Annotated in this window: 23 protein-coding genes; 12 read left to right on the top strand and 11 right to left on the bottom strand. The window is 72.9% G+C overall.

What is annotated here, in order from left to right; all coding sequences use genetic code 11:
* Positions 1-134: 134 nt before the first annotated feature.
* Together IE265_RS16180 and IE265_RS16175 are read right to left on the bottom strand one after the other, a co-directional pair.
* Positions 135-1,175, bottom strand: a complete 1,041-nt coding sequence (locus tag IE265_RS16180; RefSeq protein WP_190036271.1) for a class I SAM-dependent methyltransferase — start codon at positions 1,173-1,175, stop codon at positions 135-137.
* Between the two features lie 306 nt (positions 1,176-1,481).
* Positions 1,482-2,108, bottom strand: coding sequence for a CGNR zinc finger domain-containing protein (locus IE265_RS16175; protein WP_190036270.1), 627 nt, complete (start codon positions 2,106-2,108; stop codon positions 1,482-1,484).
* A gap of 240 nt (positions 2,109-2,348) precedes the next feature.
* Between IE265_RS16175 and IE265_RS16170 the strand changes: the two genes are divergently transcribed.
* On the top strand, positions 2,349-3,290 hold the full coding sequence (locus IE265_RS16170; RefSeq protein ID WP_190036269.1) for a pyridoxamine 5'-phosphate oxidase family protein: 942 nt from the start codon (positions 2,349-2,351) through the stop codon (positions 3,288-3,290).
* 314 nt (positions 3,291-3,604) lie between these two features.
* Positions 3,605-5,662 carry a CASTOR/POLLUX-related putative ion channel gene (locus IE265_RS16165; protein ID WP_373302959.1) on the top strand — a complete coding sequence of 686 codons (2,058 nt, stop codon included), beginning with the start codon at positions 3,605-3,607 and terminating at the stop codon, positions 5,660-5,662.
* 65 nt (positions 5,663-5,727) lie between these two features.
* Here IE265_RS16165 and IE265_RS16160 read toward each other — a convergent pair whose 3' ends face one another.
* Positions 5,728-7,272: a long-chain-fatty-acid--CoA ligase gene (locus IE265_RS16160; RefSeq protein ID WP_190036268.1), complete on the bottom strand. Its 1,545-nt coding sequence runs from the start codon at positions 7,270-7,272 to the stop codon at positions 5,728-5,730.
* Between the two features lie 153 nt (positions 7,273-7,425).
* The gene (locus IE265_RS16155) at positions 7,426-8,520 is read right to left on the bottom strand and encodes a TauD/TfdA family dioxygenase (protein WP_190036267.1); all 1,095 of its coding nucleotides are present in this window, start codon (positions 8,518-8,520) and stop codon (positions 7,426-7,428) included.
* A 170-nt stretch (positions 8,521-8,690) separates the two neighbouring features.
* Here IE265_RS16155 and IE265_RS16150 point away from each other — a divergent pair, with 170 nt between their 5' ends.
* From IE265_RS16150 to IE265_RS16120, 7 genes are all read left to right on the top strand, one after another.
* On the top strand, positions 8,691-9,713 hold the full coding sequence (locus tag IE265_RS16150) for an AraC family transcriptional regulator (protein ID WP_190036266.1): 1,023 nt from the start codon (positions 8,691-8,693) through the stop codon (positions 9,711-9,713).
* 500 nt (positions 9,714-10,213) lie between these two features.
* Positions 10,214-11,275, top strand: coding sequence for a beta-keto acid cleavage family enzyme (locus IE265_RS16145; RefSeq protein ID WP_190036265.1), 1,062 nt, complete (start codon positions 10,214-10,216; stop codon positions 11,273-11,275).
* A 151-nt stretch (positions 11,276-11,426) separates the two neighbouring features.
* Positions 11,427-12,401: a quinone oxidoreductase family protein gene (locus IE265_RS16140; RefSeq protein WP_190036264.1), complete on the top strand. Its 975-nt coding sequence runs from the start codon at positions 11,427-11,429 to the stop codon at positions 12,399-12,401.
* A 109-nt stretch (positions 12,402-12,510) separates the two neighbouring features.
* Entirely contained in the window at positions 12,511-13,425 is a 915-nt protein-coding gene (locus IE265_RS16135) for a TauD/TfdA dioxygenase family protein (RefSeq protein WP_190036263.1), read from the top strand.
* A gap of 91 nt (positions 13,426-13,516) precedes the next feature.
* Positions 13,517-14,941, top strand: coding sequence for an MFS transporter (locus IE265_RS16130; RefSeq protein WP_229916217.1), 1,425 nt, complete (start codon positions 13,517-13,519; stop codon positions 14,939-14,941).
* Entirely contained in the window at positions 14,938-15,564 is a 627-nt protein-coding gene (locus IE265_RS16125; RefSeq protein WP_190036261.1) for an RBBP9/YdeN family alpha/beta hydrolase, read from the top strand. Before IE265_RS16130 ends, IE265_RS16125 begins: the two co-directional genes overlap by 4 nt.
* A 121-nt stretch (positions 15,565-15,685) precedes the next feature.
* Positions 15,686-17,731 (top strand): acetoacetate--CoA ligase, encoded by a 2,046-nt coding sequence (locus IE265_RS16120; protein WP_190036260.1) that lies wholly within the window; start codon positions 15,686-15,688, stop codon positions 17,729-17,731.
* Positions 17,732-17,999: 268 nt separating this feature from the next.
* Here IE265_RS16120 and IE265_RS16115 read toward each other — a convergent pair whose 3' ends face one another.
* Positions 18,000-18,602, bottom strand: coding sequence for a sigma-70 family RNA polymerase sigma factor (locus IE265_RS16115; RefSeq protein ID WP_190036259.1), 603 nt, complete (start codon positions 18,600-18,602; stop codon positions 18,000-18,002).
* Between the two features lie 75 nt (positions 18,603-18,677).
* Between IE265_RS16115 and IE265_RS16110 the strand changes: the two genes are divergently transcribed.
* The gene (locus IE265_RS16110) at positions 18,678-19,508 is read left to right on the top strand and encodes an alpha/beta fold hydrolase (protein WP_190036258.1); all 831 of its coding nucleotides are present in this window, start codon (positions 18,678-18,680) and stop codon (positions 19,506-19,508) included.
* A gap of 3 nt (positions 19,509-19,511) precedes the next feature.
* Here IE265_RS16110 and IE265_RS16105 read toward each other — a convergent pair whose 3' ends face one another.
* Positions 19,512-20,723, bottom strand: a complete 1,212-nt coding sequence (locus IE265_RS16105; protein WP_190036257.1) for a cysteine desulfurase-like protein — start codon at positions 20,721-20,723, stop codon at positions 19,512-19,514.
* Between the two features lie 301 nt (positions 20,724-21,024).
* Between IE265_RS16105 and IE265_RS16100 the strand changes: the two genes are divergently transcribed.
* The gene (locus tag IE265_RS16100; protein WP_190036256.1) at positions 21,025-21,525 is read left to right on the top strand and encodes a DUF6328 family protein; all 501 of its coding nucleotides are present in this window, start codon (positions 21,025-21,027) and stop codon (positions 21,523-21,525) included.
* 23 nt (positions 21,526-21,548) lie between these two features.
* Here the strand turns inward: IE265_RS16100 and IE265_RS16095 are convergent, their stop codons facing one another.
* From IE265_RS16095 to IE265_RS16075, 5 genes are all read right to left on the bottom strand, one after another.
* Positions 21,549-22,385: a hypothetical protein gene (locus IE265_RS16095; protein ID WP_190036255.1), complete on the bottom strand. Its 837-nt coding sequence runs from the start codon at positions 22,383-22,385 to the stop codon at positions 21,549-21,551.
* Positions 22,386-22,449: 64 nt separating this feature from the next.
* On the bottom strand, positions 22,450-22,902 hold the full coding sequence (locus IE265_RS16090) for a DUF7144 family membrane protein (RefSeq protein WP_190036254.1): 453 nt from the start codon (positions 22,900-22,902) through the stop codon (positions 22,450-22,452).
* Between the two features lie 206 nt (positions 22,903-23,108).
* Entirely contained in the window at positions 23,109-23,489 is a 381-nt protein-coding gene (locus IE265_RS16085; RefSeq protein WP_190036253.1) for an HIT family protein, read from the bottom strand.
* Positions 23,490-23,575: 86 nt separating this feature from the next.
* On the bottom strand, positions 23,576-23,920 hold the full coding sequence (locus tag IE265_RS16080; RefSeq protein WP_308434790.1) for a hypothetical protein: 345 nt from the start codon (positions 23,918-23,920) through the stop codon (positions 23,576-23,578).
* Positions 23,921-24,116: 196 nt separating this feature from the next.
* Positions 24,117-24,605: an NUDIX hydrolase gene (locus tag IE265_RS16075; protein WP_229916216.1), complete on the bottom strand. Its 489-nt coding sequence runs from the start codon at positions 24,603-24,605 to the stop codon at positions 24,117-24,119.
* A gap of 314 nt (positions 24,606-24,919) precedes the next feature.
* On the opposite strand from IE265_RS16075, the gene IE265_RS16070 reads away from it, so the two are divergent.
* The gene (locus IE265_RS16070; protein ID WP_308434791.1) at positions 24,920-25,588 is read left to right on the top strand and encodes a S1 RNA-binding domain-containing protein; all 669 of its coding nucleotides are present in this window, start codon (positions 24,920-24,922) and stop codon (positions 25,586-25,588) included.
* The last annotated feature ends 89 nt before the right edge of the window (positions 25,589-25,677 follow it).

The raw sequence follows: 25,677 nt of genomic DNA, 5'->3' as shown, positions 1-25,677 counted from the left end.
CCGGTGGCCCGCCACCGGTCCCGCACGGCCTCGTGTCCGCTCGGCCTCGGGTCCGCTCGGCCTCGGGTCCGCACGGCCTCCGGGTCTGCCCGGCCTCGGGGTCTGCCCGGCCTCCGGGTCCGTCGCGTCCGCGTTCAGAGCCGGGTGGCCCGGAGCAATTGGACACGCCAGCGGGCCGCGCCCTCCTCGGGCCGGTCCCGCACCCGCGCGGTGAGCCCTTCCGCGAACCGCCGCGCCACTTCCGCTCCGGCCGCCGCCGGGCCCTCGAACAGCGAGGGTCCGAAGGCGGCCATGAACGAGGCCGCCACTTCCGCCGCGTACGCGTCGAGGTCCCCATTGGCGGTGTACCGGGTCCACATGGGGTCCTCCAGGACCACGAACTCCCGCTCCTCCAGCCGGAAGCTGTCCTCGAACGGGCCCGTCAGCAGCGGTTCGGTGAACTCCGCCTCAGTCCTGTTCCAGGTCGGCACCGTCATGACCGCCAACTGCTCGTCGATCAGCGCGTGCCGGGCCACGAGGTCGCGCAACTCCTCCACCGCCAGGTCGAACAGGCCCTCGGCGCCGCTGAGTCCGTCGTCCGTGGCGGCGCCGCCGACCACGACCAACTGTCCACCCGGGACCAGTTCGGCCGCGCGGTGCCCGAGGAAGGCGGCCCAGTCCTGCGCGGACTGGCGGCGCAGCCCGGCCCGGGCCTCGCCGGTGGCCCGCGATCCGTAGATGTGTCCGCCGATCGGGAGCGGGACCCCGGACAGCCAGTGCACGGCGATCGAACTCCACGCCAGATGCAGCTCGCGCGGCGGGAACAGGGGCTCGTAGAACGAGCGCGCCTGCGCGCAGGCGAAGACCCCCGGGCTCCGGGTGTACGAGGTCCCGCCCGCCAGCGTGCTGAAGAGCGCGCCGAAGTCGTTCGTCGGGATGTTGGTGTGGGTGACCCAGACGGGTGTGCCGGCGCGGCGGGCGCGCACGGCGGCGACGGTTCGCGCCATGGGCTCCATCGCGTTGGTTCCCGAGGCGCAGCCGAGGTCCGCGACTCGGAACGCGCTCCCGTCGTCGGGCACGGGGACGTCCCGCAGCGCCCGGTCGAGCATGCCGGCGGCGGCCTGAAGTCCCTCGTGCTGGGCGGCGGAGTGACGGCCGTACCCGCTCCCCATCGCCCCTGTCCCGGTCCCGGCCATGCGACGAACCTCCTGTTCACGTCGGCCCCGCCACGCTAAGCCCCGCCGCCCGCCCCCGCCCACCGACGCCCCCACGCAGTGCGCCGGTGGGCTTTGCCGGGCTGGGGGACCGGATCCGGGCGGCCGATCCGCGGCCGGGGGCGGCCGTGAAACCGTGAGAGGGGCGCTCGACGGAAGGGTGACGGTGCGGGGTCGGCGGCTCAGCCCCGCCGGACTCGTCCGGTGGAGAGTGTCGCCGTCCATGGCCCTACTGTGCGGTCTCCCCCCGCAGGAGACTCAAGTGCCGGCATGCGCCGACGTGGGCGCTCACTCCGCGGTCCCCCGGTGGCGCCGGTAGTGGCGGGCCGCCCGCGCGCGGTTGCCGCACGACGTGGAGCACCATTCCCGGCGCGTGTGGTCCTTCAGGAAGTAGAGGACGCACCCGGGTGCCAGACAGGCCCTGATCCGCAGCCGGTCCTCCCCGCCGAACAGCGCGATCGCCTCCTCGGCGAGGGCCGAGACCGCGGCGGCCGCGGGGGTGCCGCCGGTACGGGTGCGCCGCTCGGGGGTCTTACCGGCCGTCCAGGCCAGAGCGGACCAACTCGGCACCGTGCTCGCGACGTCGTTCAACTCGGCGACCGCAGTACCCAGCCCGCCCGCCCCCGAGGCGTGCGCATCCGTCGGACGCGTGTCGCCGGTGACCTCGGCGGCCAGCCGCCGCAGGGCGTCACGCAACCCGACCAGGCGCCGGGCGGGCTCCTCGAACTCACCCGCCGACGGCACGTCCGCGTCGGAGCCGGCCATGAACCCGGTGCGGGCGGCGACGGCACGCAGCCAGGCGCGGGCACCGTCCGGGGAGTCGAGCGCGTCGTGCACTCCCTCGCGGTCGGCCCAGACGGTGTTCATCAGCTCCACGGGCAGTGGTTCCCCCAGAAGCGGCGCGCTGGTCTCCATGTCCGTCACCGTAACGCACTTCTAACGGTTGGAGCGGCATCCATCCGTTTGACAAGGGAAGGCTTCCCTGGCACTCTTCTAACGTATAAACACAACTCCAAACGTTAGAGCGGAGGGACTCCGTACGCGCACTGCCCGTACCGGGCCCTTCGCCGGGACCCGTCCCGGACCGATGCCGGGCGCCGGCGCCGACCACCACGACCCGGGCCGGCCACCGGCCCCTCCCGGAAGGACGAACCCATGACCCACGCGGGACTGCCCCGGACCGCCGGCTTCCACGACGGAGAACTCGCCGTGCAGCGGCGCGCGGGCGTCGGCGGCCTGGCTGCGCGCCTCTCCGGGATGCTGGCTCCCGGACGGCTGAGCGGTGGCGCGGCCCAGTTCCTCGCCGGGCGGACGTTCGCCGCGCTCACCGCCCGCGACCGGAACGGCCGCCTGTGGATCTCGCCGCTCACCGGACCCGCGGGCTTCCTCGCCGTCGAGGACCCCACCACACTCGGTGTGCGCACCTCCCCGGCCGAAGGCGATCCCCTGCACGGACTCGCGGCCGGGCAGCAGGTCGGGGTGATCGTGATCGAGTTCGCCACCCGCCGCCGCTTCCGGGTCAACGGCACTCTCGCCGACGCCGACACCGGGGCGCTGACGATCGACGTGGACGAGGCCTTCGGGAACTGCCCGCAGTACATCCAGCAGCGGCACTTGACCCCCGCTCCCCCGGTCGGCCCGGCCGCGGGCGGGGTACGGCACGGCACGGCTCTCTCCCCGCGGGACGTGGAGTTGATCCGGCGGTCGGACACGTTCCTGATCGGCACCACCCACGCCGAGCGTGGCGCCGACGCCTCCCACCGGGGCGGTTCCGCCGGCTTCGTACGCGTGGCGGACGGCGGTCTGTGGTGGCCCGACTACCAGGGCAACAACATGTTCAACACCCTCGGCAACCTCGCCGTCGACCCCTCGGCCGCCCTCCTGTTCGCCGACTTCACCACGGGCCGGACCCTCCAACTGTCCGGCCGGGCCGCCGTCGACTGGACCGCTCCCGGCGTCCCCGGCGACGACGACCGAACCGGGCGCCGCGTGGGATTCACCCCCGAGGCGCTGGTGGCCGGGGACTTCCTGCCGCTCCACGCGAGTGACGTCGGCCCGTCGCCGCACAATCCGGAGCTCACCGACCTCCCGGCCTGAACCGCGAGCCGACCGCCCGTTCCCGGGTCCGGCTCCGGCTCCGGCTCCGGCTCCGGGTCCGGGTCCTGAACGCCAGGATCGGACGCAGGGCCACCTTGGCGCCGACTCCTTGTACCGACGCCTGATACCGGCGCCCGATGCCGTCGGCGCCGGGACCCGGCGCCCACTCCTCGATGCACCGAAAGAATGAATCGGCCCCCGAATACCGCGTGTCCGAACGCGCGGGCCAGCACTGTGCGGTGGCGGGCCGGACGGTGCGGCCCACGGCGGTACGGGCCGGCCCGCGTGGCAGCGGTACGAGGCGAGGGGTGTGAGTGGAACGTCCGAACGACCGGCGGCCGGTGCCGTTACGGGACCGGGCGCGGTACCGGTTCGACCGCACGCTGGCCCGCAGCACCGGCTCCCTGATGGGGTGGCTGGTGATCACCTGTCTCGCCGTGGTCGTCCCGGTGAGCGCCCTGCTGGTGTGGACGGACCCCGGTTCACCGGCGTCGCTGTCGGGCCGGCTGACGGCGGTGTGGCGGACCAGCGCGGAGACGCTCAGGCTGGGCGCGCTGACGGGCACACCGCTGCGGATGCTCCTGTCGGCCTTGCTCGGCCTCGTCGCGCTGCTGTGCGTGTCGACCCTCGTCGGAGTGATCACCACGGGTCTCGCCGACCGCCTCGCGGAGTTGAGCCGCGGCCGGTCGACGGTCGTCGAGGAGGGCCACGCCGTGGTGCTCGGCTGGTCGGACCAGGTGCCCACCGTGGTGGCCGAACTGGTCGCGGCACAGGCCTCGCACCGGCCCCGCGCGGTCGTCCTGCTGGCCGACCGGGACAAGGCCGAGATGGAGCGGACCCTGGCGGCCCACGTCGGCCCGCCGGGCCGGGCGCGGATCATCTGCCGCAGCGGCCCCGCGAGCGATCCGGCCGTACTCTCGCTGGTCAGCCCCGGGACCGCGAGCACCGTACTGGTGCTGCCGTCCGGCGAGCCGACGGCGGACGCCGAGGTGCTGCGGGTCCTGCTGGCCCTGCGGGCGGTGCTAGGCGAGGGGACCGGCGGGCCGCCCGTACTGGCGGCGGTGCGCGACGACCGCTACCGGGCACCCGCCCGTCTGGCGGCGGGCCCGCACGGCACGGTCCTGGAGACGGACACGGTCACCGCGCGGCTGATCGCGCAGTGCGTCGGGCGTCCCGGGCTCTCGCTGGTCCTGCGGGACCTGCTGGACTTCGCCGGCGACGAGTTCCACCTCGCGGACGCGTCGGCGTTCGCCGGCGGCACCTTCGGCGCGGCGCTGCTGGGCCATGCCACCTCGTCCGTGGTCGGCCTGCTCACACCCCGGGGCCGTACGCTCCTCAATCCTCCCGCTGACACCGTCGTCGCCGCCGGGAGCCGTCTGGTCCTCATCACCCGCGACGACGACGCGGCCCGGCCGCGGGACTGCCGCGACCTCGTCGACCCGTCGGTGATCGCCACCGGGCCGCCGCGACCCGACACCGCCGCCCGCCTCCTGCTGATCGGCTGGAACCGGCGGGCGCCGCTCGTCGTCGACCAGCTCCGGCGTACGGCCCGGCCGGGGTCCGTGCTGGACGTGGTGACGGACGCGGCCGTACCCGCACCGGCCCGGGAGCCCGAGCCGGACCGCGAACAGGCTGAGGCACGGCTCGCCGTGCGCTTCCGTACCGCCGCGCTGTCCCGGCCCGAGACCGTGCTCGGACTCGACCTCCGCTCCTACGACACGCTGATCGTGCTCGGCCCGGACCCCGACGGCGGTCCCGAGCGACCGGACGACCGGACCCTGGTCACCCTGCTCGCGCTGCGGCTCCTGGAGGAGCGCACGGGGCACGAGATGCGCGTCGTCACCGAGCTGACCGACGACCGCAACAGGCCGCTGGCGCCGCTGAATCCCGGCTCGGACGTCGTCGTCAGCGGTGAACTGACCGGACTCCTGATGGCCCAGATCGCGCAGAACCGGCATCTCGCCGCGGTGTTCGACGAGTTGTCGTCCGCCGACGGCAGCACGATCTGCCTGCGGCCGGCGGGGCACTATGTCAGGCCCGGCAGCACCGCCACGTTCGCCACGGTCACGGCCGCCGCGCGCGAACGCGGCGAATGCGCCGTCGGCTACCGGTGCCACGACCGGTGGGCGGTTGCGCCCGACCACGGGATCCGGCTCAACCCCCACAAGGCCGAGCGCCGCGAGTGGTCCGCCGAGGACCAGGTGGTCGTCGTGGCGACCGAGCACACCCCGGCCCCCGCCGCCCCCGGTGACGCGGGGAGCACGGACCACGCCGGCGGCCCGACCGGCGCGGCCGGTCCCGCCCTTGCGGGGACCGACTCCGTCCCCCGCGTCGGGGAATCCCGTCCCGGCCGCTCGGAGAGCACCAGGTGACGCCGTCACGGACCCTCGCCCACGAGGTGCGGCGAGGGGCCCGGCCGCCACCAACACACCGGCGGTCACGCCCCGGCGGGACCCGGTCGGGCGGCGGGCCCGGCCGTTCCGGACGGATCGGCGGAGTCGACGGAGATCTCGCGCTTGAGGATCTTGCCGGTCGGCCCCTTGGGGAGTTCGGTGGTGAAGCGGACGATGCGCGGGTACTTGTAGGCCGCCACCCGCTCCTTGACGTGGTCCCGGATCTCCTCGGCCGTCGCCCGCGCGCCCGGCCTGAGCGTGACGACCGCCGCGATCTCCTCACCGTGCGTGGCGTGCGCGACGCCCACGACCGCGGCCTCGGCGACGGCCGGGTGCTCGTACAGCACCTCCTCGACCTCGCGCGGGTAGACGTTGTACCCGCCGCGGATGATCATGTCCTTCTTGCGGTCGACGATGAAGAAGAACCCGTCCTCGTCCACACGGGCCAGGTCCCCGGTGCGGAACCAGCCGTCGCGCACCGCGTCGGCGGTCGCCTCGGGGCGGCGCCAGTACCCCTTCATCACGTTCTCGCCGCGGATGGCGATCTCCCCGACGCCGCCCTGCGCGACCTCGCGGCCGTCGTCGCTGAGGAGCCGCATCTCGACGCCCCGGAGAGGTGTCCCGATCGAGCCCGCCCTGCGGGGCCGGCCGGGGTGGTTGAAGGCGGCCACCGGCGAGGTCTCCGACAGCCCGTAGCCCTCCAGCACGACGGCGCCGAAGCGGCGCTCGAAGCCGTGCAGCACCTCGACCGGGAGGGCCGCGCCGCCGGACACCGCGAGCCGCAGCCGGGAGGCGTCGAATCCCTCGGGCAACTCGGCGTGCAGCAGCGCGGCGTACATGGTCGGCACTCCGAGGAACACGGTGACGCCGTCGCGCGCCATGATCTCCAGGGCGCGTAGCGGGTCGAACCTCGGCAGGAGCGTGAGCGTGGCGCCGGCGGCCACGGCCGTGTTGAGCGCGCAGGTCTGCCCGAAGGCGTGGAACAGCGGGAGCCCGCCGAACAGCACGTCGTCGGGGCCCGCCTGGAGCAGGGTCTCGCGTGTGGTGGCCGTGTTGCGGATCAGGTTGCGGTGCGTGAGTTCGGCGCCCTTGGGAGTACCGGTGGTGCCCGAGGTGTAGAGGATGAGCGCGGTGTCCTGGTCGGCCCGCTCGACGATCCGGGGCATCGGTTCGGTGCCGCTCAGCAGTGCGTGGAACGCGGTCGGTTCGGTGACCAGGCACTCGGTGCCCGTCCCGGTGGCCGCCTCGGCGACCTCGTCCTCGAACAGCGGGTGGACCAGGGCGAACCGTGCCCCGCAGTCGCGCAGGGTGAACGCCACCTCGCGCGCCTTGAGCAGGGGGTTCATCGGCACGACCACGCCGCCCGCCCGCAGGACGCCGTAGTAGGCGACCGGGAAGAGCGGCACGTTGGGCATGGTGAGCGCGACGCGGTCCCCCGGTTCGAGGCCGCGGGCGCGCAGGAGGGCCGCGACCCGGGCGCTCGCGTCGTCGAGTTCGGCGTAGGTCAGCGTGGTGTCGTCGTGCCGTACGGCGACACGGTCGCCGTACGCGGCGGCCGAGTCCACCAGGAACGTGACGAGGTTGGTCATGGCTGTTCTCCTTGTGAGGCGGGTCGGCCCAGGGTTCGGGCGTGGCGCGCCCGCGCGGGTCGGTGACGGACCGGCCGGACGGTGAAGGACCCGCGCTGCGGCGGCGGACCCACGAGTGGGTCGGCGTGCCGGCCGGTCGGATCGGGGTGCGGGTCAGTGGGCGTGCCGGTCGGTCGGGGACGCCGGGCGCCGGGGAACGGCGACCGCGTGCCGGGGTTCCGGCACCTGGTTGCGGGGCCGGATCACGTCGCGCGGGGTGATCCCCCGGCGGGCGGCCTCCGTCGTGGTGCCGTAGCCGGTGTCCAGCCACAGCCGGAGCAGGTGCCGGGCGCGGTCGGGCTCGTGGAAGTCCTGGAACGCCGAGCGGGCGTGCATGACCGTGTGGTTGTTGAGGAGGAGCAGGTCCCCGGGTTCCGCGTCGAGGTCGAGGCGCAGCCCGGGCGAGGCGGCGAGCGCGTCGACGAGGTCGTGGAGTTCGGTGTCCGCCGGCTCCAGTCGGGGCACCTCGGGGAAGCGCTGCGCGGACTCCAGATAGCAGCGGTTGTAGCGCATGCTCAGCCCTCCGCCGGGAAGCCGGACCGCGATGGGGGCCCGCGTGCAGGGCGGTTCGCCGGGGCCGTGCTCGTCCCGCCGGTCGGTGCAGTGGGTGCGGTACAGGCGGGCGGCGAGGTCGGGGCGCCGTTCGAGCACGGCGTTGTGCACCGCGGCGGAGCTGACCAGTGACGTACGGCCGCCCGACCGGGCCGTCCGCAGGCACAGCAGCGCGAGCACGTCGGACGCGTCGTTGTGGAAGGGCACCGCCTCGCGGGTCTGGTAGCCGCGCGTCGACGGGTCGGCGAGGCTGCGGCCCGTGTCGCGCACATGGCCGAGCATGTGCCCGTCGGCGTTCTGCGACACGGGCCGTCCCAGGTGCTGCCCGATGCCCCAGAGGACGCCGCTCGCGTCGGCCTCGGTGAGGCGTTCGACGGGGATGCCCCGGACGAGCGCGAACCCCGTTCCGGTGGCCAGGGTGGTGGAGATCCGTGCGAGGTCCGCGGCGAGGGTGGGGAGCGGGAAGTCGGCGGCGGTGGTCCTCAGCAGGGTGCCGCCGCGGCCGCGGGCCGTGCGCAGGGCGGCGGCCAGTTCGCCCACCTGCCGCTCGCCGAGCCGCACGGTCCACTCGTCCGGCGTGAGCTCGGGCCCACGCCACACTGCCGGGCCGGTGCAGGGCACCGGTGTGTGCCCGTCCGGCGTCGCCGTGCCTGCCATGTCCGCCTCCGTACGATCTCGGCATCCTCGGGCCGCAGAGCGGTCCGGGGCGCCGCCGTGCTCCGTTTCCGGACCGTGGAACGGCATGCTAGGACGCACTTCTCGACTTTGCTTGACCTCACGTGACAGTGGACTTAACTTCTGGGGACATCCGTCCGAGGAGTCGCACCATGAGGCCACTGGTCCGCACCGCGGCCCTGACCGGTTACGTCGAGCTGAGCCGCTCCCTGGGGATCGACCCCCAGGCGCTGATGAAGCGGGTGGGCCTGGACACCGCCGCGCTCGCGGTGCAGGACCGGTGGATCTCCGGGACGGCCGCGGTGCAGCTCCTGGAGCTCTCGGCGGCGGCGTCGCGGCACGAGGACTTCGGACTGCTCCTCGCGGAGCTGCGCCGCTTCTCCAACCTCGGTCCGATCAGCCTGGTCGTCCGCGAGGAGCCGGACGTGCGCAGCGCCCTCGGCATGCTCCTGCGCCACGAGCACATGTACAACGAGCTGCTGCACACCCGGCTGTCCGAGGGGGACGGCCTCGCCACCCTCAAGGTGGACCTGCTGCTCGGCGAGACGATGCCCTCCCGGCAGGCGACCGAACTCGTCGTCGCCGCCTTCCACCGCATCCTGCGGGGCTTCCTCTCCCCCCGGTGGCAGCCCCTTTCCGTGTGGTTCCGGCACTCCGCGCCGGCGGACCCCGCGACCCACCGCCGCCTGTTCGGGTCCTCCGTGGAGTTCGGCCGCGAGTACGACGCCATCGTGCTGTACGCCGACGAGCTGGACGCGCCCAACGCGATGGCGGACCCGCTGCTGCGCACGTACGCCCGTCAGTACTTCGACGCGATCGCCGTCCCCCGGGACACCACGGTCGCGGACCGGGTGCGGGAGCTGATCGAGGTGCTGCTCCCCACCGGACGCTGCTCCGTAGAGCAGATCGCGCGCAGCCTCGGCGTCGACCGGCGCACGGTCCACCGGCAACTGGAGGCGTCGGGCGAGACGTTCTCCTCGCTGCTCAACACCACCCGCACCCAGCTCGCGGAACAGATGGTGGCCAATCCACGCCGTTCACTGACCGAGATCTCCGACCTGCTGGGCTTCTCCTCGCTGAGCGCGTTCTCGCGGTGGTTCGGCGGACAGTTCGGGTGCAGCGCACGGCAGTGGCGTACGCGCGCCGAACGGGCGCTGCCCGTCGACGAGGGCTGACCCCGAACGGCGGCGCGGGGCCGCCCGCACAGCGGACGGGCGGGCCCGCGGCACAGCACCGGGCGGGGCGGAACCGCGCTCGGTACCGGACGGGGGCTGCCCCTCGGCCCGCGGCACGGGACGGGGTCCTGAACCGCTTGCGGCACCGGGCCCGGGCGTGACCGCCGGGCCTCCGCCCGTAAATCGGTGCGGCCCGGCACGCGGGGCCACGCCATGTCCCTGAATGACAAGTCGGCCGTCCCGACAGGTCAAACAGCGAGCCGTTCCCAGCCCTACGGTTTCACCACCGCACCGAAGAGCGGTCGGCCTCCGGAGGCCGGGTCGGCACACTCCCCCGGCCCGGCGCCTCCTGAGCGGCCGGCCGCCACCGGGCCCGCCGGCCCGGATTCCCCGCGACCCGCTCCGATCCCCGCCCTGCCACCGTCACCGCGGCCCAGGCCGCGCACGTGCACGGACGGCGCGAAGGCGAGCGATCACCGATCCGACGAAGGAGACGGAACGTGCACTTCCACGACGACTCACTCTTCCCGGAGAACCAGGAAAAGCTGGTTGTCCAGGCCGCCCCCTACGGACCCGAGTGGCTGCCCGGCGACGCCGACGACCTGCCCCTGACGATGGACGAGCACGTCCAGGCGGCGGTCGACTGCTACAACGCCGGCGCCACGGTCCTGCACATCCACGTGCGGGAGTTGGACGGCAAGGGCTCCAAGCGGATGTCCATGTTCAACGAACTGCTGGGCCGGCTGCGTGAGGCCGTGCCCGACATGGTCCTGCAGATCGGCGGGTCGATCTCCTTCGCCCCGGAGGGCGAGGGGTCCGACGCCAAGTGGCTCGCCTACGACACCCGTCACCTGCTGGCCGATCTGACGCCGGCACCCGACCAGGTGACGATCGCGATCAACACGAGCCAGATGAACATCGTCGAGATCATGAACGACGACGACCTCGCGGGCACGTCGATCGCGAAGCCCGACTACTACCGCGCGTACCGCGACATGGTGGTCGAGGCAGGGCCGGACTTCTACCTCGAGCACCTCAAGCGGCTGCTGGCGAGCGGCATCCAGCCGCACTTCCAACTCGCCACCCTGGCACAGCTGGAGACCGTGGAGCGGCTGATCCGCTCCGGTGTCTACACGGGCCCGCTGATCCTCAACTACGTGGCCATCGGCGGCGGTTTCGCGGGCCGCCACCCCGCCGACCTCGTCGAGTTCATCCGCCGCGTCCCCGACGGCGCCGTACTCACCATCGAGAGCTCGATGCGCGCGGTGGCACCGATGAACACCATCGGCATCGCGCTCGGCCAGCACGTCAGGGTCGGCAACGAGGACAACCTGTGGGGCCGCAAGGGCGAGCGGATGACCTCCGTGCAGCAGATCGAGCAGATGGTCCGGATCGCAGAGACGCTCGGCCGTGACATCGCGAGCGGCGCGGAGGCCCGCAAGATCTACAAGATCGGCGAGTACTACGCGGACGCCGACGAGACGCTGGCGCAGCTCGGCATGGTGCCCAACCGCCGCCCCGGCGAGCGCGGTTTCATGCTGCGCGACCGCAAGCAGGCCTAGTCGGGCGGGCCGTGGGTCCCGGAGCTCCGGACAGCGGGCTCCGGACTCGCGGGTCCCGCACCAGGGCCGCCGCCCCCGCATCCCCGACACCCCTGTCCCCCGCGCGGCCGTGCCTCCCCCCACGGCCGCCCACCAGCAACGGAGTCCCACCGTGGCGCATGCCATCCGCTTCAAGGAGACCGGCGGTCCCGACGTCCTTCGCTGGGAGGAGGTCGTCGTCGGTGCCCCCGGGCCCGGCGAGGTACGCGTCCGGCACGAAGCCGTCGGGCTCAACTTCGCCGACACCTACTTCCGCACCGGCCTGTACCCCGCCCCGCTCCCCGCGGGGCTGGGCGTGGAGGGCGCGGGAGTCGTCGAGGCCGTCGGCGAGGGTGTCACCGGATTCGCGGAGGGCGACCGGGTCACGTACACCGGCAGCCCGCTCGGCGCCTACAGCACCGAACGCGTGATGCCCGCCGACTCGCTGATCGCGCTGCCGGACACGATCGGCTCCGAGACCGCCGCGGCCATGACCATGCGCGGTCTCACCTCCGCCTATCTGCTGCGCAGGATCGCCCCGTTGGCGGCAGGAGACACGATCCTGCTGACCGCCGCGGCGGGCGGCGTCGGACTGATCGTCTGCCAGTGGGCGAAGCTGCTCGGACTCCGCGTGATCGGCACGGTCTCCAGCGAGGAGAAGGCCGAACTGGCCCGCGCCCACGGCTGCGACCACGTCATCCACTACCGGCGCGAGAACGTCGCGGAACGGGTGCGGGAGCTGACCGACGGCGAAGGGGTGCCGGTCGCCCTCGACAGCGTCGGCGCCACCACCTTCGCCGGTTCCCTGGCCTCGCTGCGACGCCGCGGTCTGCTCGTGTGCTTCGGCACCGCGTCCGGGCCGGTCCCCCCGATCGACGCGATGCAACTGGCCGTGCGGGGTTCGCTGTTCGTGACCCGGCCGGCGCTCGCCGACTACATCGCCGACCCCGCCGAGCGGGCCGAACTCGCGGGCGAGCTGTTCGGCCACGTCTCCGCCGGACGGATCGCGATCGAGGTCAACCAGCGCTACGAACTCGCCGACGCCGTCCGGGCGCACCGCGAGCTGGAGGCCGGACACACCACGGGATCGTCCGTCCTCGTCCCCTGAGCACGTCGGGGCCCACCGTCCGTACGGCACGGGTCCGCGCTCCGCGGAACCCCGGCCCCGTACGGAACGGAAGTCCCCGCACCCCGGAACCCCTCCAGGAGGAAGCCCCATGGAAAAGACCCTGAGCCACCCGGAGGGCGCACCCGCTCTGGTGCGCTCCAGTTCACTCGGCTCCCTCAAGGCCGAACAGCTGACCTGCACGATCGGCGCCGAAGTGTCCGGCGTGAACCTCGGTGACGCCTCGCGCGACGCCGGCCTGTTCGCCGAACTGAGGAGCCTGCTGCTCCAGCACAAGGTCCTGTTCCTGCGCGACCAGGACATCACCCGCGCGGAACACGTCGCGTTCGCCCGGCGGTTCGGCCCGCTGGAGGACCACCCGGTGGCGGGGAGCGATCCGGAGCACCCCGGACTTGTCCGCATCTACAAGGACCTGGACAGCCCGCCGGAGCACTACGAGAACGCGCTGCACACGGACGGGACCTGGCGCGAGGCACCGGCCATGGGAGCCGTGCTGCGCTGTATCGAGTCGCCGCCCGTGGGCGGCGACACCATCTGGGTCAACATGGCCGAGGCCTACCGCAGACTGCCCGAGCACATCAAGACGCAGATCCAGGGCCTGGCCGCCCGGCACAGCATCGAGGCGTCGTTCGGCGCCGTGATGCCCGCGGAGCGCCGCCGTGAACTGAGGGAGCGCTTCCCGGACGCCGAGCACCCCGTGGTGCGCACGCATCCGGAGACCGGCGAGCAGATCCTCTTCGTCAACGCCTTCGCGACGCACTTCGTCAACTTCCACACCCCCGAGAACGTCCGCTTCGGACAGGACTACGCCCCGGGCGCCGGCCACCTGCTCGGCTACCTGATCAGCCAGGCCGCCGTCCCCGAGTACCAGGTGCGCTTCCGCTGGCAGCCGAACAGCGTCGCGATCTGGGACAACCGCTCCACCCAGCACTACGCCGTGCAGGACTACTGGCCCGCCGTCCGCAGGATGGAGCGCGCGGGGATCGTCGGCGACAGACCTTTCTAACCTTCCACCAGCAGCAGTCGAGGTGATGACAATGGGGTTCCACACCACTGCTCAGTCCGCCCCGGGGGCCACGGCCGCCACGGGATGGGCCGTGTCCCGGCGATACGCCTGGGTGATCTTCGCACTGAGTTTCGCACTCCTGCTCTCCGACTACATGTCGCGGCAGGTCCTCAACGCAGTCTTCCCGATGCTCAAGGCCGACTGGCTGCTCACGGACGCCGAACTGGGTTCGCTCAGCGGCATCGTGGCGCTGATGGTCGGCCTCCTCACCTTCCCGCTCTCCCTGCTCGCCGACCGGTGGGGCCGGGTCAGAAGCCTGGTGCTCGCGGCGACGCTGTGGAGCGTCGCGACGCTGGGCTGCGCCCTGTCGGCGAGCTACGGCCAGATGTTCGTCGGCCGGCTCTTCGTCGGCATCGGCGAGGCGGCCTACGGAAGCGTCGGCATCGCCGTCGTCCTCAGCGTCTTCCCGATCGCCATGCGGGCCACCCTGTCCGGGGCCTTCATCGCGGGCGGCGCGTTCGGCTCCGTCCTCGGCGTGTCGATCGGCGGCGCCGTCGCCCAGGAGTTCGGCTGGCGCTGGGCGTTCGGGGTGATGGGTGTCTTCGGCCTGCTCCTCGCGGCGATCTACGCCGTCGTGGTCAAGGAGAGGAAACTGAAGCCCCTGGGGCAGGACACCGGGAACCTGGGCGCCGAGGGCCACCGGGAGACCCTCCGGGTGCTCCTGCCCCGGCTGTTCTCCTCCGTCTCGGTCATCGGCGCGTACGTCGGCAGCGGTCTGCAGTTGTTCGTCGCAGGCTCCCTGATCGCCTGGCTGCCGAGCTACTTCCACCGCTACTACGACCTGCCGACGGCCAAGGCGGGTGTCACCGCGGGCCTGTTCGCCCTGCTCATCGGCATCGGCATGATCTTCGGCGGGATCGCCTCCGACCGGCTCAGCCGGCAGCGCCCGATCCGCAAGTGGGCCGTCGCCGTCGGCTGCAGCGTGGGCTCCCTCGTCCTGCTGACGGCGGCCTTCAGCCTGCCGACGGGACCGGCCCAGCTGCTCGTGCTGGGGCTCGGCGCCCTGCTGTGCGCCGGAACCGCGGGTCCCGGGGCCGCCATGGTGGCCAACCTGACCCCCGCCGCCATCGCGGCCACGGCGTTCGCCACGCTCACGCTCGCCCAGAGCCTGCTCGGGCTGGCCCCCGGCCCCGCGATCACAGGAGTCCTGGCGGACCGGTTCGGCCTGCTCGGCGCCCTGCGGATCGTTCCGCTGATCGCGATCCCGGCCACGGCGGCGTTCCTCGTCGGCCGCCACTTCTACGAGCGTGACCTCCAGCGGCTCGGTCCGCCGGCCCCGCCGCCCGACGACGAGGAGCACGGACGGCCCGGAGGACCCGGCGGGCAGGACGGCCCGGGACCCGACGGGCACGTGACCGGGACCGCCGACGGGCCCGAAGCCGCGGCCGGGAGCGAGGGCGGCAGTCACGACGAGCCCCGGGAGCGCGGGGACATGGAAGCGGAGCCCGCCGTATGAGCGCCGCACAGGCAGGCGGTCCGGGCGCCGACGGAGCCGACAGAGCCGACGTGAAGGGCCGTCCGACGGTCGTGATCGTCCCCGGGCTGCGCGGTCATGTCCCGGACCACTGGCAGACCCTGCTCGCGGACCGCCTCACGGAAGCGGGCCGTACGGTCCTCACCGTGCCCCCGCTCACGCGCGACCCGCTGAGCCTGGAGGCCCGCGTCGCCGCCCTGGACGACGTGGTCGCGCGGGCCGGCGGACCCGTCCTGCTCGTCGCCCACAGCGCGGGCGTCCTCATCACCGTGCACTGGGCCCAGCGGCACACCGCGGAGGTCGCCGGCGCGCTGCTCGCCGCTCCGCCCGACTTCGGCACGCCCCTGCCCGAGGGGTATCCGACCCCGGAGGAACTGGACAAGTACGGCTGGACACCGGTCCCCCGGGATCCGCTGCCGTTCCCCAGCATCGTCGCGGCCGGTTCGAACGACCCGCTCGCGTCGTTCGACGAAGTCGCCGCTCTCGCGGACGACTGGGGAAGCCGGCTCGTCGCCCTGGGCGAGGTCGGACATCTCAACCCCGCCTCCGGACACGGCGAATGGTCCCGTGCGGAGATCCTCGTCCGCGCGCTCGACCGCGGCTGACCGCCACCGTCCGAACGTCCGCGGGACGGCGTGCCCGGACCTGTGCCGGGCACGCGCCCACGGCGTACGGACCCCTCCCCAGTCCCCCTCCTACCTCCCCGCCTCTCCCGAAAGGGCAGCCATGGACACCGACACCGACCTGCTGTGGTCACCCGGCCGCCGCGAGCTGGAGGACTCCGACGTCGCCGTCTTCATGGAGTGGCTGGCCGAGGCCCGTGGCCTGCGCTTCGCGGACTACGCCGAGCTGTGGCGCTGGAGTTCCACGGACCTCGCCGGGTTCTGGTCGGCGGTGTGGGAGTACTACGGGCTGGACGACGTCACCACGTACGACGAGGTGCTGGCCGACGCCTCGATGCCCGGGGCCTCCTGGTTCCCGGGCGCCAGACTGAACTTCGCCGAGCGGTGCCTCTCCCGGGGTGACGGCACGCGCCCCGCGCTGGTCTTCGTGGACGAGGGCGGCGCACCCGTGGAGACGTCCTGGGACGAGCTGCGGCACCGGGTCGCGGACGTCGCCTCGGCGCTGCGGAGCATGGGCGTGGGGCCCGGCGACTGCGTGGCCGGCTATCTGCCGAATCTGCCGCAGGCGGTGATCGCCCTGCTGGCGACCGCGGCCGTCGGGGCGGTGTGGACGGTCTGTTCCCCCGACTTCGGCACGCCCAGCGTGCTCGCCCGGCTGAGCCAGGCGCGGCCTGTGGTCCTCGTGGCCGCGGACGGCTACCGCCACGGCGGCAGGACCCATGACCGCCGGCCCGTCGTCGGCGAGTTGCTCGACCACCTGCCCAGTGTCCGCCACCTCGTCACCGTGGACCACCTGTTCCCCGCCGCGGACGCCACACCGCCGGACGGACGGCGGGACGCCTGGTCCGCGCGGACCGACGTGCGGCAGTGCACCTGGTCCGAGCTGCCCGCGACCGGCCGGCCGCCCGTCTTCGCGGACGTCCCGTTCGACCACCCCCTGTGGATCCTGTGGTCCTCGGGGACGACGGGTGTGCCGAAGGGGATCGTGCAGGGGCACGGCGGCATCGTGGTGGAACTGCTCAAGGCCCTCGGCCTGGGCGCCGACCTGCGCGCGGACGACCGGTACCTGTTCGTCACCTCGACGAGCTGGATGGTCTGGAACTTCCTCGTCGGCGGACTGCTGCTGGGCAGCACGGTGGTCCTGTACGACGGCAGCCCCACGTACCCGGAGGTGGACGGCGCCTGGCGGGTGGCCGAGGCGACGGGCGCGACCGTGGTCGGTGTGGGCGCGGCCTATCTCGCGGCCCTGGAGAAGTCCGACACCGCGGCCTCCGGTCCCGGAGCGGCCCCGCGCGGGAACCCGCTTCCGGCTCTGCGCTCCGTACTCCAGACGGGGTCGGCCCTCGCCCCGAGCACCTGGCACTGGGTCCACGACAGTCTCGCGCCCGGCGTCAGGCTCCAGTCGATCTGCGGCGGCACCGACGTGTGCTCGGTCCTCGCGGGCGGCTCCCCGCTGCTGCCCGTGCGGGCCGGGCGGATACAGGCCCCCGCGCTGGGCGTCGCGCTCGCCGCCTGGGACGAGTCGGGCACGCCCTTGACCGGGACGCAGGGCGAACTGGTGGTGACCGCGCCGATGCCCTCGATGCCCCTGCGCTTCCTCGGCGACCCCGACGGGGAGCGGTACCGCTCCGCGTACTTCGACACGTATCCCGGTGTGTGGCGGCACGGCGACTGGGCCACCCTGCACGCGGACCTGTCGGTAGTCGTGGCCGGCCGCTCGGACTCCACGCTCAACCGCATGGGCGTACGGATGGGCTCCGCCGACATCTACGCCGTCGTCGAGCGGCTCCCCGAGGTCGCCGACAGCCTCGTCATCGGCGCGGAACAGCCGGACGGCGGCTACTTCATGCCGCTCTTCGTCGTGCCGGCCGACGGCCACGTCGTCGACGACGCGCTGCGCGGGCGGATCACCGCGGCCATCAGGGCACACCTCTCCCCGCGCCATGTGCCGGACGCCGTCGTGCCGGTGCCCGCCGTCCCGCGCACGCTGACCGGCAAGAAGCTCGAAGTGCCCGTGAAGCGCATCCTGCAGGGCGCGCCGGCCGACAAGGTGAGCGGCGAGGGGGCCGTGACGCACCCCGAGATGCTGAGGTGGTTCGCGCGCTTCGCGGCCGACCGCGCGGCGGTGAACGGCGGCCGCCGGACGTGACCGGCGGCGACGCCCGTCGCCGCCATACGGCCTGAACGGACCCCGTCCGTGCGGGAGATGACGCCCGGGCCCCGGACCGCTTCCGCGCCGCCCGGCACTCCGCCGACGCCGGGCCCTCGGGCCCTGTCCTGCCGCGAGCGGGACGGGAAGCGGGACACGGGCACTCCGAAGCGCCGGCCCCCAAGGCCTGGCAGCACGGCGACACGACCCCTCACACGACGGAGGGACCGGCGGTCCGGGCACCGGCGGGGATCACCGGCCCGGCGGCTCAGGTGCCGCTCGCGAGCCGGTCACGCTGGATGCGGCGGGCCAGGGCCCGCCGGACCGGGGCGGCACCGGTGGCGGTCACGTCGGCGGGGAGGTCGAGTCCGCGGCTGATCTCGTCGTACGCGGCCCGGTGCGCGGCCGGCAGTTCCGTACGGCGCAGGCGCAGGTCCTCCTCGACCAGGCGCCGCAGTTCGTCGACGTGCTGGGGGGTGAACCTCTTCCTGCCGCGGGCGAGGGCGCGTACGGCCCGCGTGCAGCGGGCCGTCCCGTCCAGGGTCTCGGCCATCTCCTCGGCGAGACCCCACAGGCGCCCTTCGAGCCACGGGATGTCGTACTGGGCGAGGGAGAGCGGAATCGGCGGCGCGGGGTCGCCTTCCCGCTGCCTGGCCACCTGCTTGGACACGGCGGGCTGACTCATCCCGGAGATCCGCGCGATGGTGTCCTGCGTCCAGCCCATGCCCACGAGGGCCCGGACCACCTCGGCGCGCAGCGCACGCGCCTCCTCGCCGGCGCGGATGACCTCGTTCATGCCGGAGAGCAGCCGTTCGGCCTGTTCCTCGGACAACGCACCGGGGTTCCGGCCCGGACTCTCTTCGCCACTCACCCCCTGGTTATACACCAGCGCACCTCCGTCATAACCTGGTTGTACAACCGGGTTATGGGTGACAGCATGGGCGTCATGCCCACCTTCACAGCCACGGACGGAACACGGCTCGCCCACCGAGTGGCCGGCCACGGCGAACCGCTCGTCTGCGTACCGGGAGGCCCCACCGACTCCGCGTACCTCGGCGATCTCGGCGGGCTGTCCGCCCATCGCCGCCTGATCCTCCTCGACCTGCGCGGAACCGGACGGTCCGCGCCGCCCGCCGACCCCGGGACCTACCGCTGCGACCGGCTGGTCGACGACATCGAGGCGCTCCGCCTGCACCTGGGGCTCGACCGCGTGGACCTGCTCGGCCACTCCGCCGGGACGAACATCGTGACGCAGTACACCGCGCGGTTCCCGGAGCGGGTCGGCAGGCTCGCGCTGATCGGTCCCAGCACCCGCGCGGTCGGGATCCACGTCACCGGCGCGACCCGGCGGGAGCTGGCGCTGCTCCGCCGCGAGGAACCCTGGTTCCCGGAGGCGTTCACCGCCCTCCAGTCGCTCATCGACGGAAGTGGCGGCGACCCGGAGGCGATCGCGCCCTTCTTCTGGGGCCGCTGGGACGAGAGCGCCCGAAAGCACCACGCGGCCGGACGGCCCGGCAATACGCAGGCCGTCTCGCACTTCGGCGCCGACGGCGCCTTCACCCCCGAGTCCACCCGGGCGGCACTCGCCGGCTGCCGGAGCCCCGTCCTGCTCCTCACGGGGCAGTACGACCTGAACAGTCCCCCGGTGTCGGCGGCCGAGTTCGCCGGCCTCTTCCCCGACGCGGCCCTCGCCGTGCAGCCGGGGGCGGGCCACTACCCCTGGCTCGACGACCCCCGGTGGTTCGTGGAGGCGACGGCCGCGTTCCTCGCCGGCTAGGCCCTACACCGTCCCCCGCAGGAAGTCCGACAGCCCTTCGAGGAGCCGGTCGACGTCCTCCGCGCTGTTGTACGGCGCCAGACCGACCCGCAGGCCGCCGGCGTCCCCGAGGCCGAGGTGCCGGGAGGCCTCCAGCGCGTAGAACGAACCGGACGGCGCGTGCACGTCCCGCTCCGCGAGGAAGCGGTACGCGTCCACCGTGCTGCGGCCCTCGACGGTGAGGAGCAGCGTCGGGGTGCGCCGCGCGGCGCGGGAGCGGACCGTGATTCCGCCGAGGGCCGCGAGGCCCTTCTCGACGCGCGTCCTGAGCGAGTCCTCGTGCTCCTCCGTGAGCGCGAACGCCGCGGCGAGCCGCTCGCGCCGGCTGCCGTCGGACCCGGGGGCCAGTCCGGCGAGGAAGTCGACGGCCGCACGGGTTCCGGCGAGGAACTCGTAGGGCAGGGTGCCGAGTTCGAAGCGCTCGGGCGCGATGTCCGTGGACGGGAGCAACTTGTCGGGGCGCAGGGTCTCCAGCAGTTCGGGACGCGCGGCGAGCACCCCGTGGTGCGGGCCGAGGAACTTGTAGGGCGAGCAGACGAAGAAGTCGGCGCCGAGCCGGGCGACGTCGACCGCCGTGTGCGCGGTGTAGTGCACACCGTCCACGTACAGGAGCGCGCCCGCGTCGTGCACGAGGCGGGCGATCTCGGCGACGGGGGGACGCGTCCCGATCAGGTTGGACGCGGCGGTCACCGCGACGAGCCGGGTGCGCGCGCCCAGCACGGCGCGGATGTCGTCCACGCCCAGCTCGCCGGTGTCCGGGTCGAAGTCCGCCCACCGGACGGTGGCGCCCACCCGCTCCGCGGCCTGGACCCAGGGGCGGATGTTGGCGTCGTGGTCGAGGCGCGTGACCACGACCTCGTCGCCCGGCCCCCAGGACGCGGCCAGCGTGCGGGAGAAGTCGTACGTGAGCTGGGTGGCACTGCGGCCGAAGACGATCCCGGCCGGTTCGGCGCCCAGCAGGTCCGCCATGGCCGCGCGGGCCCCGACGACGATCGACTCGGCGTTGCGCTCGCCCGGCAGCCCGTCGCCCCGGATGGACAGCGGGCGGCTCATGGCCGCGGCGACGGCCTCGATGACGGGCAGCGGGGTCTGTGTGCCGCCGGGCCCGTCGAAGTGCGCGGTGCCGTGGGCGAGCGCGGGGAACTGGGCGCGCAGGGCGGTGATGTCGAGGGTCACGTGGAGCTCCTGTCGGGACCGGGCCGGGAGGACGGTACGCGTCGGGCCGGTGCCCGCGTCGGCGGTTCGGGGCAGGGCATCGGCGCCGACGGCGGCGATGGCACTGCTTTCACGTGCAGAAAGGTACGCGAGCCGCCCCTCCGGCCGGTGTCCGGGCCCCGCGGTCCGGCGGACGGGCCCGCCGCGCTCCTCGGCCCGCCGGCCCATCGCAGCCGCGCGGGGCAGCTCCTCACGTTCCGGACAGATAGAGCGCCGCATCCGGGGCACCAGGTCTTCCACGTGCACACCCCGTGGAGGAACGTTGTCGAACTCGGCAGGCACTGCGGAACGGCAGGACAACGGAAGAGAGGAGACCAAGGAGGAGAGAGCCGACCGGAAGTGGGGGGAACTGATCCAGGAGATACGGATCGCCCAGACGGGCGTCCAGATCCTGTTCGGATTCCTGCTGACCGTCGTGTTCACCCCCCGTTACGCGGAGTTGGAGCAGGTCGACAGGACCATCTACATCGTCACGGTCTGCCTCGGGGCCGCCACCACCGGGGCACTGATCGGACCGGTGTCCCTGCACCGGATGGTCTCCGGCCAAAGCGTCAAGACCGAAGCCGTCCGGTGGGCGTCACGCATGGTCATCATCGGGCTGCTGCTCCTGCTCGCCACGATGACGTCCTCGCTGCTGCTGATCCTGCGGGTCGCCACCCATGACGCCCATGTGCCCTGGCTCGTCACCGGGATCGTCGTCTGGTACCTGTTCTGCTGGTTCGTGGTCCCCCTGTGGACCCGCTACCGGGACACGACCCCCTGACCCCGTCGCCACGGCCGACATCCCTACGGACGCTCGAAGAACTGCATCGCGCCCGCGACCGAGAAGCACAACGCCCCGGTCAGCGTGCCCCAGTTCGCGATGTCGACGTTGACCTCGCTGCCTGTCGCGGGGCGTGTGAAGGCGGCTAGGGCCGACGCCATGAAGAGCGCGGATCCGAGCTGGTTGACGACGACGATCCACCAGCCGAGATCGTGGGCGCGGACCGTCGGCCTGCCGTGGCACACCTCGACCAGGGCGAGATGGCCGGAGATGAGGAACAGCGTGCACCCGATCATGTCGGGTGCCCAGATGAACCGGTTCACCTGCTGGGTGGACAGGCCCTGCAGCAGCGAGCTGAGCAGGTTGACGCCGAACACGATCGTTCCGGCGAACAGCAGGACCGTGCTGAGCCAGTCGATGCGGGCGGGCTCGTAGCTCCACCACCGCCAGCGCCTGGCGGTCAGTGCGTCGGAGCCGCTGTCGCGGCGCGGGGCGTTGACGGCCTGGAGCACCGAGGCGTAGCCGCCGGTGTTGAAGAACAGGCCGCCCGCGAAGTAGATCCAGGCGCTGGTCCCGGCACCTCCGCCGGACTGGGCGAACGCGGCTCCCGCGGCGAAGAGCGCGCCGCCGACGAGGAACGCGCCCGCGGCGACGGCGTTGAGCAGGAGCAGCCGGTGGGCGGAGACGCTGTCCGCGCGCCGGGGGCGCGACTCCGCCCCGTCCTGGGCCCGTACGGCGAGTCGCCCGCGTTTGCGCGCGAGCCGTGACTCCCAGACCGCCGTCCGCCCGTCCACGAGCGACCAGGTCAGCCGGGTGGTGAACGGCCCCAGACCCTCGGCGTGCTCCTCCACGGCCTTCACGTGCCGACCTCGACCTCCCGGAGCCGCCGCTCTTCCCGCGCGCCCGGACGCGGCGTCCGGCGGTTCAGACCCGCTCGCCGGGCAGATGGCGGGGCACGGACACGAGCCCGTAGATGACGAGTACGGAGAGCACCATCGTGGCCAGCGACCACCACGGGAACGCCGAGAGGAAGATCAGCTGCCCGACCAGGCAGAAGCCGGCCAGCAGGATGCCGGCGAGCCGCGCGCCCCGCGAACCCATGAACACGCCGATGGCGGTAAGGAACTGGGCGATCCCGACGAAGATCCAGATCCAGCCCCAGGCGTCGTAGTTGAAGATCAGCAGCCGGTTGCCGTGGTCGGCCGTGGTCGAGTAGTAGCCGTCGTCGAGCAACGCCACGAAGCCGTTGATGATGTCGAAGAGGCCGCTCACCAACAGGAGGACCCCGGCGAACGCCACCCAGTGGGACCGCTCGGCCGGCGGACGGTCTGCCGTTCGCGGGGCGCCCCCGCTCGAACCGGAAGTTTCTGGCTGCATACGCACCACCAGACCCGCCGACCCGGTCGGCCGCAACGAGGAGTACGCCGGACGGGTGCAACGGTGGAACGGGTCGGGGGCGTGGCCCCACCTGGTGGTGAAGGGTGCGGCGGTGGCCCACAGGCGGCGCGGACCCTGGGGTGGCCCACCCGGCGGTGAAGGGTGCGACGGTGGTGCGACCGCCAACTCGGCCGCCGCCCGCGAGGTCATGCCGATTGCGCCGTCCAGGGCAACGCGAGCCCATCGCCCTCACGCCTCGGGACGATGTGCACGTGGAGATGGAAGACGGTCTGTGTCGCCACTAGCCCGCGCGAGGTGATGACATTGCACCACTGCTCGGCCGCCAGTTCGGCAGCGCGCCGCATCGTGGCGGCGCTGATGCGGGGGTCGTGCCCGAAGTCGACCACGTGCACCTTCGGGATGACGAGCAGATGTCCCTCGGTCACGGGGTTCAGCGGGACGATCGCGAGGACGTCGTCCCACTCGTGGACGACCTCGGCGGGCGCACGCCCCGCGATGATGTCGCAGAAGACGCACGGCGCGGGTGCGGGGACCGGGAGCGGACTATGCAACTCGGCTTCAGGCATGGCCGATCCTACTGTCCTGGCGCCCGCGACATCGAATGTCGTCGGGGGGTGGTCCACCGCGGCCACCCGGACAGTCACGCGCCGCGTCAGCCACTCCTGAAGGTCTGCCACCGCCGGTCCGTCAGTGCTCGGGTCAGTTCGGCGTCGTACTGACCAGCGTCGAAATGAAACGCCGGGAGACCCGCCCTGCCCCTTGGCACCTGCCAGTCGGACCACTCCACGATCCCGCCGTGACGCTGCACGAACGCGGACAGGTGGCCACAGCACCCGCCCGTGCACTCGGGCTCGCCCAGCACGACACGCCGCCCCTCGCCGGTCACCCAGAGGGGACCGGGACCGCGGGCGGGCAGCGCCTCCTCCGCGAACGGTCCGCGGCCTCCCTCCCCGACGGCCTCTGTCACCAGTTCCTCGCCGTCGATCCGGAATTGCAACAAGGCAGCCCATCGGGGGCCCGGTGGCAACACGCTGATCTCAAGCCGATTGAACATCCGACCACCCTACGTGTGTACTGGCAGCCACGGGCCCTCCCCTACGACCAGTTGTGGGCGCCCGGCCGACCATCAAGTCCACGTCCCCAAGGGGCGAACGAGTGGGGACAGCGGGACGGGTGGCCGAGCGCGATGAGGGCTACGGTGTCGCGTCGCGGGTGAGTCGGGCCACGTGGACGTCCACGGACTTCACGCCTCCCGGCAGCGGTTCCCGGAAGTCCCACCAGTGAATGGCCCCGATCTCCTCGGTCGCCCGGAACTCCCTGACGGCGGACGCGCGCCCCGCGAACAGCGCCGCGTACATCGGCCGCCCGTCGGGGGCCAGGGCGTAGCGCGGGTAGCCGACGAACCGCAGCTGTCCGTCGGGTACTTGGCCGGATTCTTCGAACAACTCCCGCACCGCGCCCTCGCGATGGGTCTCGCCCGGCTCGACGGTGCCACCGGGCAGTTCCCAGGACTGCCGGTACCTGTCGAAGACCAGCAGGACCCGGTCCGCGTCCCACAGTGCGACCAGTGCCGCGCGCAGGGGCGCGTCGGAGGGCGGCGAGCCTTCCGGCCCGTACTCGACGGAGATGAGGGCGTTGCCGCGATCGTCGACGGCCAGTGGCAGTTCTCGTGGTGTGGACACCTCGGAAGGTTGCCCGGCCTGCCGGCTGACGACTCCGGTGCGCATCGGTCCGGATCGGTCCGGATCGCTGCAGGGCGACGGCGCCGCGGGTCGGGAACCGGGCGCACCCGGTGCAGGAACTACGGTCTTCGAAGCCGGTGGTCGAAACTCCTCGTGAGAGTCTGACCGACATGGGGGACGCATTACTCGAAGCGGTTCGGAGCTTTCTCGCGGGGGTTCAGGCGGGCGATCTGTGCGAAGGCACGGTCGCGGAGGTTGCTCGATCAGGGATCTCGGTGTCCTTGGACGGCTGCGCCGGGGGCCCGTTGGGAGTGGTGGGGCCGTTGGACGGTCCGTGGCTGGGGCGGGCGGCCGAGGGGGTCGAGGTCGGGCAGCGGATCACGGCCGAAGTACTCTCGGTCGATGCCGAACGGGGCCGGGTCCTGCTGTCGATGGCGGCCACCGAGCACCGGGAACTGTGGCAGTTCCTCAAGGGCCTTCGCTGCGGCGACATCCTGTCCGGCACGGTCGCGGCGATCGAGAGCTTCGGCGTGTTCGTCTCGCTCGACGACGGCCCCAGGCACCCGGTCTTCCCCGGGGTCGGCTTCATCACGTTTCCCGAACTGTCCTGGCGGCGCTTCGAGGACCCCTCGGAGGTCGTCGAGGTCGGCCGGCACGTGTCGTGCGAATTCCTGCACTTCGACACGTGGAACGGAGAGGCCCGGTTGTCCTTGCGGGCGCTGCGGCCGGACCCCTTCGCCGTGTTCGCCGAGAGCACCGATGTGGGGCAGACGCTGCGCGGCCGGGTCACCAAGCTGGTCCCGTTCGGAGCCTTCGTGCAAGTCGGCGACGGGATCGAGGGGTTGGTGCATCTGGACGAACTCGCACGGGTGCCGGTGGAGGCGCCGGAGCAGGTCGTCCGGGTCGACGACGAGGTCTCGGTCGTGGTCCTGGAGATCGACACGCAGCGACGAAGGCTGCTCCTGTCCCTGCGGCGGGTCTGAGACCGTGGCGGTGGGGACGGCGCCCCGCGAGGATTCCCGCAGCTCCCGCGAGCAGCGCACGGGAGATCTCGGGCTTCATCCTCCGTGCC

It is taken from the genome of Streptomyces fructofermentans (assembly GCF_014651055.1).
Taxonomy (GTDB): Bacteria; Actinomycetota; Actinomycetes; order Streptomycetales; family Streptomycetaceae; genus Streptomyces; species Streptomyces fructofermentans.
Note: the sequence above shows the minus strand (reverse complement) of the source record. Positions and strands in the feature narration are given on the sequence as shown.